The organism is Streptomyces sp. NPDC048751, from assembly GCF_043198595.1.
Lineage (GTDB): Bacteria > Actinomycetota > Actinomycetes > Streptomycetales > Streptomycetaceae > Streptomyces.
On record NZ_JBICUX010000004.1, the window covers coordinates 385,018 to 399,833 of the forward strand.

Sequence of the window (14,816 nt, forward strand, 5' to 3'; positions counted from 1 at the left end):
GTCGGATCTCCCCGTCTACCGTGGAAAGGAGCAGGCCGGTCCAGCGGTGGGGACGTGGGCCGGAGTGAATGCGATGGACAGCGTCAACAGTGTCCCCCGCATCTGACAACGTTGTCCAGGCTCTATGCTCGACGCCACATCCTCATACAAACCATGGACGAACGCATCCCCGAGGACGACGGGGACAACAGCAGCCCGTGGACGACAGGACAGGACACCGCATCGTGCCCGAGACCATCCGCCGAGCCGACAACCTCTCCGGGACCCGCTACGGCAACCGTCCCACGATGAAGGACGTCGCAGCCCGCGCGGGCGTCGGGCTGAAGACGGTCTCCCGCGTCGTCAACGGCGAGCCGGGCGTGACCCCGGAGACGGAGCGCCGCGTCCAGGACGCGATCGAAGCCCTCGGCTTCCGCCGCAACGACAGCGCACGGGTCCTGCGCAAGGGCCGCACCGCGAGCATCGGCCTCGTCCTCGAAGACCTCGCCGACCCGTTCTACGGCCCGCTCAGCCGCGCGGTCGAGGAGGTCGCCCGCGCCCACGGCGCCCTGCTCATCAACGGCTCCAGCGCCGAGGACCCGGACCGGGAGCAGGAACTGGCACTCGCGCTGTGCGCCCGGCGGGTGGACGGTCTCGTGATCATCCCGGCCGGCGACGACCACCGCTATCTGGAGCCGGAGCTCAGGGCGGGCGTGGCCACGGTGTTCGTGGACCGCCCGGCCGGGAGGATCGACGCCGAATGCGTCCTGTCGGACAACTACGGCGGAGCCCTCGGCGGCGTCGCCCACCTGATCGCCCACGGCCACCGGCGCATCGGCTTCATCGGTGACATGCCCCGCATCCACACCGCCGCCGAGCGTCTGCGCGGCTACCGGGCGGCCATGGAGGACGCCGGGATACCCGTGGCGGACGCCTGGACGTCGCTGGGTGCCACCGACCCGGAGCGGGTGCGCCGGGCCACCGAGGAGATGCTCGACGGGCCGGACCCCGTCACCGCGATCTTCGCGGGCAACAACCGGGTGACGGTCACCGTGATCCGCGTCCTCGCCGAGCGGAGCCGTCCGGTCGCCCTCGTCGGCTTCGACGACATCGAGCTCGCCGACCTGCTCCGGCCGGGCATCACCGTCGTCGCCCAGGACGCGGCGGCCATCGGCAGCACGGCCGCCGACCGCCTCTTCCGGCAGCTGGACGGCACGCTCGTCGCCCCCGAGCGCATCGAGCTGCCCACCCGACTGATCACGCGCGGCTCGGGCGAGCTGCCGCCGGCGGACTGAGCGGCCCATGGACGACCGCTCCCTGACGGCGCTGGGCCTGGCGGAGGCCCCGCGCGACCGACCGCTGAGCTATCCGGGTGCCTGGCCGCGCGAGTCCGGGCTCCTCGACGGCGACCGGCTGCTGCCGCTGGACCGGCTCGTCCATCCCGACCGCACCCCGGTCCTCGCCGTGGGCTCCAACGCCTGCCCCGGCCAACTGCGCCACAAGATGGACGAGTACGGGATCACCTCGCCCATCCCCATGGTGAGGGTGCGCGTCACCGGCATCGGCGTCGGTGTCTCCGCACACGTCAGCCGCCTGGGGTACGTCTCCGCGTCCCCCTTCGGCTCCCCCGGTGCCGTACAGGAGCTGTTCCTGACCTGGCTGGACGCCGAGCAGCTCGCCATCGTGGACGCCAGCGAGGGGGTGCCGCTGGAGCAGGGCAACTTCCGCCGGGCGTGGCTGCCCTCCCCCGAGGTGGGGTTCAGGCTGGAGGACGGCGAGACGCTGACCGGGGCGTACGTGTACGTCAACCGGCGCGGGGTCCTGCACAACGGCACCCCCGAACCGCGCCCGCATCCGGGACAGCGGGAGCTGATCACCGAGCTGCTGCTTAAGTCGGCCCGCCTGCGGGAGCTGTTCGGCGTCACACCGGAGGAGTTCTGCGCGCGGGCCCGGGCGGATGTGCGGCTGTGCGAGCGGGGTACGCGACTGCTCGCCGAGGAGAAGCTGGTGACGGCGTCGGGGCTGGAACGGTACGTGGGGCGCCCTCGGCCGGCACAGCACCCTCAGCAGACGGGCAGCCCGGGCACCGGCGAGTCGTTGTAGCCCCCCTTGATGTAGACGTCGCTGACGTAGACGTCGGTGTTGCCACTGTCGTCGTCCGTCTTGGCCCACCAGACGTTGGTCCACGCGCCGTACGTCTCACGGCGCCCCAGATTCCGCTGGCAGTAGAAGTAGTTGGTGCCCGCGTTCAGGACGCCCACCTCGGTGCCGGAGGCCGTGTACGACTTGGCGGTGCGCGAGAGCCGGCAGTTGTACTTGCCCGCGCCGATGGACGTGCAGGACGAGGACGGCGCGGGGCTGCTGGTGGACGGGCTGTCCGTGGGCGTCGCCTTGCGCGTGTGTCTCGGATCCCAGGCGGCGTCGGGTGTCTTGTCGTCGCCCTGCTCGGTGGGTTCGGGATCGTCCGAGTGGGTGGCGTCGGGACGGGCGGAGGACGAGGCCGAGGAGGTGGACGCGCCCGGGGTCGGGGAGGTCCCCGACCGCGCGTCGGTCTCCCTGCCGTTGGCGGCGTTCAGCAAGGCGACGGTGATGACGCCCGCGGCCATGATGACGGCCACAGCGACGCCGGGGAGGAAGTCTCGGGCCTTGCGCCGCGGCGCGCCGGAGGCAGCCATGGGCCCGGTGGGAGCGGGAACAGACGAAGCGGTCACGGCAACGGCCTCGACGGCTCCACCGCCCGGCGCCTCCGACGCGCCCGACGCCTCCGACGCCCTCGACACCCCCGTCCCCGCGGCGCCGGGCTCCTGCGCCCCTGGGACGGCCGGCCCGTCAGTACCGGGCGTTCCCGGCCCGGCCGACCCCGCAGCACCGGGCGTTACCGGCTCGGTCAGCCCATCAGCAACGGGCGTTCCCGGCCCGGTCGGCTCGGAGGCACCGGGTGTTCCTGCCCCGGTCGGCCCAGAAGCGCCGGGCGTTTGCGCCCCGGTCGGCCCAGGAGCACCGGGCGTTCCCGGCCCGGCCGACCCCGCAGCACCGGCCATTCCCGCCCCGGCCGGCACAGAAGCACCGGGTCCCCGCGCCCCCGACTCTGGCCCGCCCGCCGCACCGGACGCCCCCGGCGCGGCCGACCCCCCAGCGCCGAACCCCCTCACCCCGGCCCCAGGCGTCCCCGGGACACCGGCCCCTTGCACCCCTGGCCCGGCCGACCCCGCAGCCCCGAACCCCCTCACCCCGGCCCCAGGCGCCGCCGGGACACCGGGCCCCTGCGCCCCTGGCCCGCCCGACCCCCCAGCACCGGACTCCCCCGCCCCGGCCGGCCCCGCAGCACCGGGCGCCCCCGACGCACCAGACCCCTGCCTCGCCCCGGCGCCCGGCGGCGGTGGCGTCGGCACATCCGGTTTCGTTGCCTGCCGGTCCTGGGGCGCGGGTGCCCCCCGCAGGGTCGTGGTCGGTGTGTCCGAGGGGGGCGTCGAGGCGACCGTCTCGAGCAGCGCCCGCGCCTCCTCCGCCTCCGGGCGGTTCTCGGGGCGCTTGTCCAGCAGGCGGTGGAGGATCGGTGTGAGGGGGCCGGCGCGGTGGGGCTCCGGGAGGGGCTCGGTCACGATCGCGGTGAGGGTCGAGTACGTCGACGTACGGCGGAAGGGCGAGGAGCCTTCGACGGCCGCGTAGAGGGTGGCTCCGAGGGCCCAGATGTCGGAGGCCGGGCCGGGGTCGGCGCCCTGGGCGCGTTCGGGGGCCAGGTAGTCCAGGGAGCCGACGAGTTCGCCGCTGCGGGTGAGGTGCGTGGCCGAACCGTCGCCCGGGTCCTCCATCGTCGCGATGCCGAAGTCCGTCAGGAGGACGCGGCCGGAGCGGTCGAGCAGGATGTTGCCGGGCTTGACGTCACGGTGCAGCACGCCGGCGCGGTGGGCGGCCGCCAGCGCGTCCAGGACCTTCGCACCCATTCCGGCCACCTCGCCCGGGTCGAGGGTGCCGCGTTCGCGCAGGACGTCGTCGAGGGAGGGGCCGTCGACGAGTTCCATGACGATCAGTGGACGCCCGTCGACCTCCGCGATGTCGTGCACGGCGACGACCCCGGGGTGCCGCACCCGCGCCGCCGCGCGGGCCTCGCGCTGCATACGCAGCCGCAGCCGGTCCAGTTCCGGAACGTCGGCGTCGGTGTAGGCGCGCAGTTCCTTGACGGCGACCTCTCGGCCGAGCCTCTCGTCGACGGCTCTCCAGACGACGCCCATACCGCCACGCCCCAACGGCGCCGCGACCCGATAACGCCCCGCCAACAGCCTCCCGACCCCGGCCCGCTGTTCGTGTTCCCCCGAAGACACCGCTGCCCCGTTCCCCTGACATGTCCCTGCGTGGCGTCCAGCCTAAGGGGCGGGAGTGGCACCGAAAGCCGCCTGCTCGAGCCTTGTGACAGGCCCGCTACGTGACGGCTGTCGCGCCGGGTGATCAAGGGTCGCCGCGGACCGCTCCGGGACGGGCACCGCGGCCCGGACCGACAAAAGACCCGCTACCTTCCCGACGCCGTCAGATCGCCCCGCCGGGGTGCCGCGAACGCTTCCAGGTCGGCCCGGGCCAGCCCGGTCGCGCCGGTCACCTCGGAGGGGTCGAGGGCGCCGCAGTCCAGGCCGCGCAGGAGGTAGCCGCTGAGGGCCTTGGCGGTGGCGGGTTCGTCCATGACGTCGCCGCCGGCGCGGTTGGCGTAGCGGGCGAGACGGGCCGCCGCCTGTTCGAAGCCCTCGCGGTAGAAGGCGAAGACCGCCGCGTAGCGGGTGGGGATGTGGCAGGGGTGCATGTCCCAGCCCTGATAGTAGGCGCGGGACAGGGCGCGGCGGGTGAGGCCGTAGTGCAGCCGCCAGGCGTCGTGGACCTTCTCGGTCGGGCCGACGGGAAGGACGTTCGTCGAGCCGTCGGAGACGCGGACGCCGGTGCCCGCCGCCGCGACCTGCATGATCGCCTTGGCGTGGTCGGCGGCCGGGTGGTCGCTGGCCTGGTAGGCGGCGGAGACGCCGAGGCAGGCGCTGTAGTCGAAGGTGCCGTAGTGCAGGCCGGTCGCGCGGCCCTCGGCGGCCTGGATCATACGGGCGACGGTGGCGGTGCCGTCGGCGGCGAGGATGGACTGGCTGGTCTCGATCTGGATCTCGAAGCCGATCCGGCCGGGGTCGAGTCCGCGCGCCTTCTCGAAGGCCTCCAGGAGGCGGACCATGGCGGTGACCTGCTCGGGGTACGTCACCTTCGGCAGGGTGAGGACAAGCCCGTCGGGCAGACCGCCCGCCTCGATCAGTCCGGTGAGGAAGATGTCGAGGGTGCGGATCCCCCGGTCGCGGACGGGTGCCTCCATGCACTTCATGCGGATGCCCATGTACGGCGCCGCCGTGCCCTCCTCGTACGCCTCGACGATCAGCCGGGCCGCCCGGGCGGCCGCCTCGTCCTCCTCGGCGTCCGGGCGGGGCCCGTAGCCGTCCTCGAAGTCGACGCGCAGGTCCTCGATCGGCTCGCGTTCCAGCTTGTCGCGGACGCGGGAGTACACCGGTTCGGCGAGGTCGTCGGCGAGGCCCAGGACGGCGGCGAAGGAGGCCGCGTCCGGGGCGTGTTCGTCAAGCGCGGCGAGGGCCTGGTCGCCCCAGGCGCGGACGGTGCCGGCGGCGAAGACGTCACCCGGGACGTAGACGGTGTGGACGGGCTGGCGGGTGCCGGGGTCTCCGGGGTAGCGGCGCTCCAGTTCGGCGTCGACCGGCGCCAGAGAGGCGCTGATCTCCTCGCTGACGGCACCCGCGAGGCTCGTCGCCACATGATCCTGCCGACCCCGACCCATCCGACACCCTCCAGTTTTCCGCACTACGGAATCAACAATCCGTAAACCGAAGTTATCTTCGGAGCTCACAGCTGGTCAACACCCGGTCCGGGAGGTCGCACCGCGAGCCGCACCGGATACACGAAGTTAACTTCTGCGACCCGGGCCCGAGACCGGTCCGCCCCACCATCGCAATACCTGTCAACCGACAGATAGTCCTTGATGGATCGGAGGTGGCGTGATGGGCCGACCCGAACTCGCCCCTGGGCAAGACCCCGCCGGTGGCGTCACGACCAGTCCCACTGCCGTCGGCTACCAGCAGGAGCTTCGCCGGGGGGTGGGCAGCTTCGCGTCGTTCGCCGCGGGCTTCTCCTTCGTGTCGATTCTCACCACTGTCTTCCAGCTCTTCGGCCTGGGCTTCGGCCTCGGTGGGGCGGCGTTCTTCTGGACCTGGCCGCTGGTTTTCGCCGGCCAGCTGCTGGTCGCGCTCTGTTTCGCCGAACTGGCCGCGCGGTGGCCCGTGTCCGGGGCTATCTATCAGTGGTCGAGCCGGCTGGCCGGCACCACGGCGGGCTGGTTCGTCGGCTGGATCATGATCATTGGGCAGATCCTCACCGTCGCGGCGGCCGCGATCGCGGCGCAGGCGGTGCTGCCGGGCATCTGGTCCGGCTTCCAGATCGTGGGCGGAGCGAGCGCCGACCCGTCGGTCGGCTCCCCGACCGGCGCGCAGAACGCGGTCCTTCTGGGCTGCCTCCTGCTGGTGCTCACCACAGTGGTGAACATCCTCGGCATCCGCCAGATGGCCGCCGCCACCAGCATCGGCGTCACGGTCGAGATCGTCGGCGTGATCGCGCTGGTGCTGGTGCTCTTCTTCCTCCCCGAGCGGGGCCCGCAGGTGGTGACTCACCACATCGGCTGGGCCGGCCACGGCGGCTACCTCGGGGCCTTCCTCGCGTCCTCGCTGATGGCGGCATACGTCATGGTCGGCTTCGACTCGGCGGGCGAGCTGGCGGAGGAGACGCACAGCCCGCGCCGGACCACTCCCCGGACCATCCTGCGGGCGCTGATCACCTCGGGCGTCGGCGGCGCGCTGCTGATCCTCTCGGGACTGATGGCGGCGCGCAGCCTGACCGACGGAAACCTGGCCACCGGCGGTCTTTCCTGGGTGCTCACCGACCGGCTCGGAGGCGTCCTGGGCCGGCTGCTGCTGTGCTGCGTCGCGGTGGCGGTGTTCGCCTGCACCGTCGCCGTGCAGACCTCCGGCGCGCGGATGATCTACTCCATGGCGCGCGAGGGCGCCCTGCCGTTCCACCGGCACCTCGGCAAGGTCTCGGCCCGCACCGGTACGCCGATCACCACGTCGGTCGTGGTGGGCGTGGGTGCCGCGATCGCGCTGGTGGTCAACATCGGCCAGTCGGCGATCTTCACCGCCCTCTCCAGCCTCTGCATCGCCATGCTGTACCTGGCCTATCTGGGCGTGACGCTGCCGCAGATGGTCGCTCGGATCCGGCACCGGGGGCTCCCGCAGGGCGTCGACGAGAGGGGCCGGCCGCTGTTCTCACTGGGGCGCTGGGGGATGGCCGTCAACACGCTCGCCGTGCTCTACGGAGCCGGTATGACCGTCAATCTGATCTGGCCTCGTCCGGAGATCTACGACCTCACCGGCGGCACGTGGTGGCTGCGGTGGAGCGCCCTGCTCTTCATCGGGCTCAGTCTCGCCGTCGGCGCCGCCTACTTCCTCGCCCGTCGGCTGCACCACCGCATCGAGTTGAGGCACGTACCCCACACGCACATCGAGCCGACTGCCCAGGCCGAGGCCGTCGCCGAGCCCGCCTGAGACGTTCGGCGGCCCGCGCGACGCCGTGACCGGACGCACTGACGCCGAACCGACGAACCGACGAACCGACGAAGGGATGACGGGACATCCATGACCACAGCCGACGAGCCGACGGCCATCGCACCACACGACCAGTACCCCACCGGGCAGCCGTCCGGTGGGGTCAGCGACCAGCACCCCACCGGGCAGGCCTTGGCCAACGTCCGTGATCTGCACCTGACCGACAGTGTCCGACGGGCCCGGGACGACGCCCGCGCCCAGGGCGGGCAGGCCGGCACGTGGATGCCGTACCTCCCGGCGTCCAGCAGCCCGCACTGCCCGGCGGGGGTGGACCCGGCCGCCCTGACGTGGGCGGAGACGGTGGCACCCGGCGGCTACACCCACAAGGTCCTCGCCCGCGGCACCCGGCTGCGCTTCGACGACCCGACCGGTGACGCCTGCGCCCACCTGCTGCTCTTCAACGCCCTGGAACCGGTCGAGCGGCTCAACGTCGCCGACACCCAGAAGGTCCCGTGGCAGGCCTACCTGGGCGAGAACCACCCGTTGCTGTCCGGCGACGGGCGGGTCATGGCCGTGGTCACCGGTGACTCCTCCGGCCGGCACGACGCCTTCTGCGGTACCACCACCGACGCCTGGAACGAACGCAAGTACGGTGACGCCCGCCCCCACGGGCCGTCCCCGTCCGGCCGCGGACTCTTCCTCAAGGCGGCCGCCAAGCACGGCCTGAACCGGCGCGACCTGCCGCCCAGCCTGTCCTTCTTCCAGGGCGTACAGGTCGAGGCGGACGGCGCCCTCGCCTGGCGGGGCAGCGCGGGGCCGGGCACTCATGTCGAACTGGTCGCGGAAGTGCCCCTGTTGGTGCTGGTCGCCAACGTCGCCCACCCACTGGACCCGCGCCCCGGCTACGTCGTCGGGCCGTTGCGCGTGCACGCCTGGCGCTCCACCGCCACCGGCCCTGACGATCCGCGGTTCACCGCCACGCCCGAGCTGCACCGGGCCTATCTCAACACCGTCGACTACTGCGAAGCCCGGGGGCTGTGACATGGCGACCATGCACACCGAGAACACGGTGACCACATACCCGGCCACCTCGGGCGGCACCGTCGCCTCCACCGTCCCGGTCGGCGCGGTGTACGCCGCGGGTTCCACGCTGGTCTGGGGAGCGAGCCTGGTCGAGGGCGCCGTCGTCCTGGACGAGCGAGTGGCCCCCAACGCTCCCTGGTCGGCGGTGGTGAAGGAGGGACACACCCTGACGATCGTCGACGTCGGCGGCAACCAGTCGGCCGACTGCCTGCTCTACAACGCCGACGACCCCGAGGAGCGCTACAGCGTCCCCGACACCCTGGCCTGGCAGGGCAACGCCTATGTGCGCACCGGCACCGTGCTGCGCAGCAACGAGGGCCGCCCGCTGATGACCGTCGTCGCCAACGAGATCGACCGCCAGGACACCATCGGCGGCGCCTGCGGCAAGGAGTCCAACACCCTGCGCTACGGCCACCACGTGATGTTCCATCACGGCTGCCGCGAGAACTTCCTCGCCGAGGCCGGCCGGCGCGGTCTGGGGGTGCGGGACATCGTCTCCAACCTCAACTGGTTCATGAACGTGCCCGTCGAGGCGGACGGCGCGCTGGGCATCGTGGACGGCATGTCGGCGCCCGGCCGCCGGGTCGCGGTGCGCGCCGAGATGGACGTCCTGGTGATGGTGTCCAACTGCCCGCAGATGAACAACCCGTGCAACGACTTCAACCCGACCCCGCTGCGGATGATCGTCGTGGACCCGGCAGGTGCCGCAAGCCCCGGCCCCGTCGCGCGCGGCCCACTGTCCGAGCAGGCCCCGCGCACTCCGGGGGATGCCACGTGACCCGCCCGACCGCTGTTCTCGTCGCCAACCGCGGAGAGATAGCCCGCCGCATCATCCGCACCGCCAGGAAGATGGGCCTGGGCGCCGTCGCCGTCTTCTCCGACGCCGACCGGGCCGCTCCGCACGTCCGCGAGGCCGACCACGCCGTCCGCCTGGGTCCGGCGCCCGCCCGCGACTCGTATCTGCGCGGCGACGCGATCATCGAGGCCGCGCTCACCCATGGCGCCGGGATCATCCACCCGGGCTACGGCTTCCTCTCCGAGAACGCCGCCTTCGCCCGTGCCGTCGAGGAGGCCGGCCTGCGTTTCGCGGGCCCGACCGCCGAACACATCACCGCCTTCGGCGAGAAGCACACAGCCCGCGCCCTGGCCAGGGCGACAGGAGTCCCGCTGCTCGCCGGGACCGAGTTGCTCGCGAGCGCCGAGGACGCCGTCGCCGCGGCCGAGTCGATCGGGCTGCCCGTGATGGTCAAGGCCACGGGCGGTGGCGGCGGCATCGGCATGCAGGCCTGCGCCACCGCGGACGAGGTGCGCGACGCCTTCGCCCCCGTGGCGGCGCTCGCCGAGTCCAACTTCGGGTCGGCCGGAGTGTTCCTGGAGCGCCTGGTAAGCCCGGCCCGCCACATCGAGGTGCAGGTCTTCGGCGACGGCACCGGCCGGATCGCCCTCTTCGGCGACCGCGACTGCTCGCTGCAGCGCCGCCATCAGAAGGTGATCGAGGAGGCCCCGGCACCGGCCCTGCCCGCCCATGTCCGCGAGCTGCTGCGGGACTCCTCGCGCCGGCTGCTCGCCTCGGTCGGTTACCGCGGCGCGGGGACCGTGGAGTTCGTCTACGACCCCGTGCGCGAGGAGGCCGCCTTCCTCGAGGTCAACACCCGGCTCCAGGTCGAACACCCGGTGACCGAGGAGGCGTACGGCGTCGACCTCGTCGAACTCATGCTCACCCTGGCCCGCGACGGCAGGGTCGACGACTCGGTGTTCGAGCGGGAGTGGACGCCCACCGGACACGCCGTGGAGGCCCGCGTCTACGCCGAGGACCCCGGCAAGGACTCCGCTCCCTCCTCGGGCCTGATCACCCGGGCGGCCTTCCCCGGCCAGGGCGCCGACGAGATCCCCGGCGTCCGCGTCGACGGCTTCGCCGAAACCGGCTTGGAGATCTCGCCCTACTACGACCCCATGCTCGCCAAGGTGATCGCCAAGGGCCCCGACCGCGACACCGCGTTCGACGTGCTCGGCCAGGCCCTGGCCGTCAGCCGGGTCGACGGCGTCGTCACCAACCTGGGCCTGCTGCGCTCGCTGACCGTGCGGGGCGAGGTGCGCGAGGCCGTGCACAGCACCAGCACCCTCGCCACCACCGCCGACCCCGAGCCACGCATCGACGTCCTGGTGCCGGGAGCGATGACCACCGTCCAGGACCTTCCCGGCCGGCTCGGCTACTGGCATGTCGGCGTGCCGCCGAGCGGGCCCTTCGATCCCGTCTCCTTCGCCGAGGCCAACCTGGCCGTCGGCAACCCGGCCGAGGCGCCCGCGCTCGAGGTCACCGCGGGCGGGCTGACGCTGCGCTTCTCGGCCGCCGGCGTGGTCGCCGTCACCGGCGCCCCCGTCCCGGTCACGGTGGACGGCACCGCGGCGGCCCTGTGGGAGCCGGTACCGGTCCCGGCCGGTGGCACGCTGGTCCTCGGCGCCTGCCACGGTCCCGGCCTGCGCAGCTACGTGGCCGTCCGCGGCGGCGTCGACGTACCCGAATACCTGGGCAGCGCCTCGACGTTCACCCTCGGTGGCTTCGGCGGGCACGGCGGGCGGGCACTGCTCGCCGGCGACGTCCTGCGCCCCAACGCGGCCGCGACCGCGAGGGGCGGCCCGACCCCGCCCGAGCGCCGGCCCGCGATCACCCCCCAGTGGCGGATCGGTGTCACCGAAGGCCCGCATGCGGCGCCCGAGTTCTTCACCCGCGAGGACATCGACACCCTCTACGCCACCGACTACAGGGTGCACCACAACTCGGCCCGCACCGGCATCCGCCTGATCGGGCCCAAACCCCGGTGGGCCCGCCAGGACGGCGGCGAGGCCGGGCTGCACCCCTCGAACATCCACGACACGCCGTACGCGGTGGGCGCTCTCGACTTCACCGGAGACACGCCGATCATCCTGGGCCCCGACGGTCCGTCCCTCGGCGGTTTCGTCTGCCCCGCGGTGGTCGCCAGCGGCGAACTGTGGAAGCTCGGCCAGCTCCGCCCCGGCGACACCGTCCGCTTCGTTCCGGTCAAAGAAGCCGAGGCGGCCGCCCTCGACGCCCGCCGCTCCTCGCCCGCGCTGATCAGCCGGGGCGGAGACGGTGACGACGGCATACTCGGCCGTCTGGAGGCCACCGACGCCCGTCCCCGCGTCACCTACCGCCGGGACGGCGACGACAACGTTCTCGTCGAGTACGGCCCCATGGTGCTCGATCTCGGCCTGCGGATGCGCGTGCACGCCCTGCAGGAGACCCTCGCCGCGCACGCGCCCGACGGCATCGTCGACATCACCCCGGGCATCCGCTCACTGCAGGTCCACACCGACGCCCGCCGGCTGAAGGCCCGCGACCTCACCGTCCTGCTGCGCGAGCTGGAGGACGAGATCGCGCCCACCCATGAGCTGGTGGTCCCCTCCCGCACGGTGCGGCTGCCCCTCAGCTGGGACGATCCGGCGACCCGGCTCGCCATCGAGCGGTACATGGCGGGGGTGCGCGACGACGCCCCGTGGTGCCCGTGGAACATCGAGTTCATACGCCGCGTCAACGGCCTGGAGACCGCCGACGACGTCTACCGCACCGTCTTCGACGCCTCCTACTTGGTGCTCGGCCTCGGCGACGTCTATCTCGGCGCCCCTGTCGCCACCCCGCTCGACCCGCGGCACCGCCTGGTGACCACCAAGTACAACCCGGCACGCACCTGGACCGCCGAGAACTCCGTGGGCATCGGCGGCGCCTACCTGTGCGTCTACGGCATGGAGGGGCCCGGCGGCTACCAGTTCGTCGGCCGCACCGTGCAGATCTGGAACCGGTTCCGCAGGGGCGGACTGTTCGAGGACTCGCCGTGGGCGCTGCGCTTCTTCGACCGCATCGAGTGGTACCCCGTCACCGCGGAGGAACTGCTCGAACTGCGCGCCGAGACGGACGCCGGCCGCGGTGCCTTCCCGACCGAGGAGGGATCCTTCTCGATCGCCGAGTACAACGCCTTCCTGTCCGCCGAGGCCGGCTCGATCGCCGCTTTCCGGGAGCGGCAGAGCGCCGCGTTCGAGGCCGAAAGGAATCGCTGGCGGGCCGCCGGCGAGTTCGACCGGGACGACGACCCCGAACCCGCGACCACGGGGGCCGCCGCGATCACCGTCCCGGACGGCGCGGTCCCGGTCACCGCGCCGTTCACCGCAACCGTCTGGCAGACCGTCGCCGAGCCGGGCGCCGTCGTCGCCGAGGGCGACCCGATCCTCTCCCTGGAGGCGATGAAGATGGAGTCGAAGGTGAGCGCCCCTGCCGCCGGAACACTGGTCGGGATCTACGTCAAGCCCGGTGAGCAGGTCGCCCCCGGCCAGGTCCTCGCGGCGGTGCGGGCATGAGCGCCATGACACCGGCCGCACGCGTCGAGGCCGCCTACGGCCGCATCGAGAGCGCCGGCCGGCCGGAGATCTGGATCCACCTCAGGCCCCGCGAGGAGGTGCTCGCCGAGGCGGCCGGGATCGACCCGGCGCTGCCGCTGGCCGGCCTGGTCGCGGCCGTCAAGGACAACATCGATGTGGCCGGCCTGCCCACGACCGCGGGCGCCCCGTCGTACGCCTACCGGCCGCAGGCCGACGCGCCGGCGGTGGCGCGGCTGCGCGCGGCCGGCGCGGTGGTGCTGGGGAAGACCAATCTGGACCAGTTCGCGACCGGCCTGGTCGGCACCCGCAGCCCCTACGGCGCGGTACGCAACGCCTGGGACGCGACCCGCATCTCCGGCGGGTCGTCCTCCGGCTCTGCCGTCGCGGTCGCGTTGGGCATCGCCGACATCGCGCTCGGCACCGACACGGCAGGCTCCGGACGGGTGCCCGCCGCCCTCAACGGCATCGTCGGGGTCAAGCCCACCAAGGGCCTGGTGCCCGTGACCGGGGTGGTCCCCGCCTGCTACACCCTCGACTGCGTCACCGTCTTCGCCCGCGACCTGAGGCTCGCTCGCATCGCGGCGGAGATAGTCGAGGGCCCGGACCCGGCCGACCCGCTCTCCCGCACCGGCACCCGGCTCCCGCCGCCACCCGCGCGCCCCAGGGTTGCCATTCCGGCTCCGCGACACCTGGAGGGCATGGCCGACGGCTGGCGCGTGGCCTTCGACGCCGCGGTCGCCCGCCTGGCGAGCACCGGGACGGAGATCGTCGAGGCCGACATCACCCCGTTGCTGGAGGCCGCGCAACTGCTGTACGGCGGCGCGTTCGTGGCCGAGCGGTACGCCGCCGTCGGCGAACACCTGGAGAAGAACCGCCACCTGATCGGTACGGACCTCGACCCCACCGTCGCCTCCATCGTGCTGGCCGGCCGCGACAAGACCGCCGCCGACTGGGCCGCCGACACCGCCCGGCTCGCCGCTCTGGGCGCCGCCGGACACGCGGCCCTCGACGGCTGCGCGGCGCTCCTGACCCCGACCACCACCTGGCACCCCACCCTCGACGAGGTGGCAGCCGATCCGGTCGGCGCCAATGCCCGGATGGGCCGCTTCACCAACTTCGCCAACCTGCTGGACTGCGCCTCGCTCGCCGTTCCCGCCGGGTTCGTGGACGGCCTGCCGTTCGGCGTGATGTTCACCGGCCCGGCGTTCTCCGACCGCGCCCTGGCCGCCCTGGCCGAGCGGTTCGCCAACCCGGGGCTCGACCTGTTCGTGGTCGGCGCCCACCTCACGGGACAGCCGCTCAACGCCCAGCTGGTACAGGCGGGCGGCACGCTGGTGGGCCCGGCACGCACCGCCGGCGGCTACCGGCTCCACGCGCTGGCCACCGAGCCGCCCAAGCCGGGCCTGGTACGGGTGTCCGAGGGCGGGCCGGGCAGCGGGGCGGGCCGCGGGGTGGAGCCGGCAGGCGTCGAGGGTGAGATCTGGAGGCTGCCCGCTTCGGGGTTCGGGGCGTTCACCGCGGCCGTTCCCGCGCCGATGACGATCGGTACCGTCGAACTGGCCGACGGTCGCCAGGTCAGCGGCTTCCTGGTGGAGCCGTACGCCGTCGAGGGCGCGCCCGACATCACCCGCTTCGGCGGCTGGCGGGCTTATCGGGCGTCGGAATGACCGGCGGCGACAGGGCCGCGACCCTCGTGCCGGGCACGACAGCGCGTCAGGTACCCGGGTGGCAGGA

General features: G+C 73.1%; 9 protein-coding genes. 7 read left to right on the plus strand and 2 right to left on the minus strand.

What is annotated here, in order from left to right:
- The first annotated feature begins 224 nt into the window (after positions 1-224).
- Together ACGFNV_RS16550 and ACGFNV_RS16555 are read left to right on the plus strand one after the other, a co-directional pair.
- Positions 225-1,274, plus strand: a complete 1,050-nt coding sequence (locus ACGFNV_RS16550) for a LacI family DNA-binding transcriptional regulator (RefSeq protein WP_393623070.1) — start codon at positions 225-227, stop codon at positions 1,272-1,274.
- 7 nt (positions 1,275-1,281) lie between these two features.
- Positions 1,282-2,082, plus strand: coding sequence for a hypothetical protein (locus ACGFNV_RS16555; protein WP_393623072.1), 801 nt, complete (start codon positions 1,282-1,284; stop codon positions 2,080-2,082).
- On the opposite strand, the gene ACGFNV_RS16560 is transcribed toward ACGFNV_RS16555, so the two are convergent.
- Positions 2,043-4,301 carry a protein kinase gene (locus ACGFNV_RS16560; protein WP_393623074.1) on the minus strand — a complete coding sequence of 753 codons (2,259 nt, stop codon included), beginning with the start codon at positions 4,299-4,301 and terminating at the stop codon, positions 2,043-2,045. The two genes, ACGFNV_RS16555 and ACGFNV_RS16560, sit on opposite strands and share 40 nt — an antisense overlap.
- A 185-nt stretch (positions 4,302-4,486) precedes the next feature.
- Positions 4,487-5,791, minus strand: a complete 1,305-nt coding sequence (locus ACGFNV_RS16565; RefSeq protein WP_393623076.1) for a DUF6986 family protein — start codon at positions 5,789-5,791, stop codon at positions 4,487-4,489.
- Positions 5,792-6,011: 220 nt separating this feature from the next.
- Between ACGFNV_RS16565 and ACGFNV_RS16570 the strand changes: the two genes are divergently transcribed.
- The 5 genes from ACGFNV_RS16570 (at position 6,012) to ACGFNV_RS16590 (ending at position 14,749) form a co-directional block, all read left to right on the plus strand.
- Complete coding sequence (locus ACGFNV_RS16570) at positions 6,012-7,607, plus strand: amino acid permease (RefSeq protein ID WP_393623078.1); 1,596 nt, start codon at positions 6,012-6,014, stop codon at positions 7,605-7,607.
- A gap of 90 nt (positions 7,608-7,697) precedes the next feature.
- Positions 7,698-8,648 carry an urea amidolyase associated protein UAAP1 gene (locus tag ACGFNV_RS16575; protein ID WP_393623080.1) on the plus strand — a complete coding sequence of 317 codons (951 nt, stop codon included), beginning with the start codon at positions 7,698-7,700 and terminating at the stop codon, positions 8,646-8,648.
- 10 nt (positions 8,649-8,658) lie between these two features.
- A complete protein-coding gene (locus ACGFNV_RS16580; RefSeq protein WP_393623082.1) occupies positions 8,659-9,468 on the plus strand; it encodes an urea amidolyase associated protein UAAP2 in 810 nt (269 codons plus the stop codon).
- Positions 9,465-13,061, plus strand: a complete 3,597-nt coding sequence (gene uca, locus ACGFNV_RS16585) for an urea carboxylase (RefSeq protein ID WP_393623084.1) — start codon at positions 9,465-9,467, stop codon at positions 13,059-13,061. The genes ACGFNV_RS16580 and uca overlap by 4 nt, the downstream gene beginning before the upstream one ends.
- 5 nt (positions 13,062-13,066) lie before the next feature.
- The gene (locus ACGFNV_RS16590; protein WP_393623329.1) at positions 13,067-14,749 is read left to right on the plus strand and encodes an allophanate hydrolase; all 1,683 of its coding nucleotides are present in this window, start codon (positions 13,067-13,069) and stop codon (positions 14,747-14,749) included.
- Positions 14,750-14,816 lie beyond the last annotated feature (67 nt).

Coding starts and splice junctions, on each gene's coding strand:
- ACGFNV_RS16570 (WP_393623078.1), top strand. CDS start 6,012: ATGGGCCGACCCGAACTCGCCCCTGGGCAAGACCCCGCCGGTGGCGTC.
- ACGFNV_RS16590 (WP_393623329.1), top strand. CDS start 13,067: ATGACACCGGCCGCACGCGTCGAGGCCGCCTACGGCCGCATCGAGAGC.
- ACGFNV_RS16575 (WP_393623080.1), top strand. CDS start 7,698: ATGACCACAGCCGACGAGCCGACGGCCATCGCACCACACGACCAGTAC.
- ACGFNV_RS16565 (WP_393623076.1), bottom strand. CDS start 5,791: ATGGGTCGGGGTCGGCAGGATCATGTGGCGACGAGCCTCGCGGGTGCC.
- ACGFNV_RS16555 (WP_393623072.1), top strand. CDS start 1,282: ATGGACGACCGCTCCCTGACGGCGCTGGGCCTGGCGGAGGCCCCGCGC.
- ACGFNV_RS16580 (WP_393623082.1), top strand. CDS start 8,659: ATGCACACCGAGAACACGGTGACCACATACCCGGCCACCTCGGGCGGC.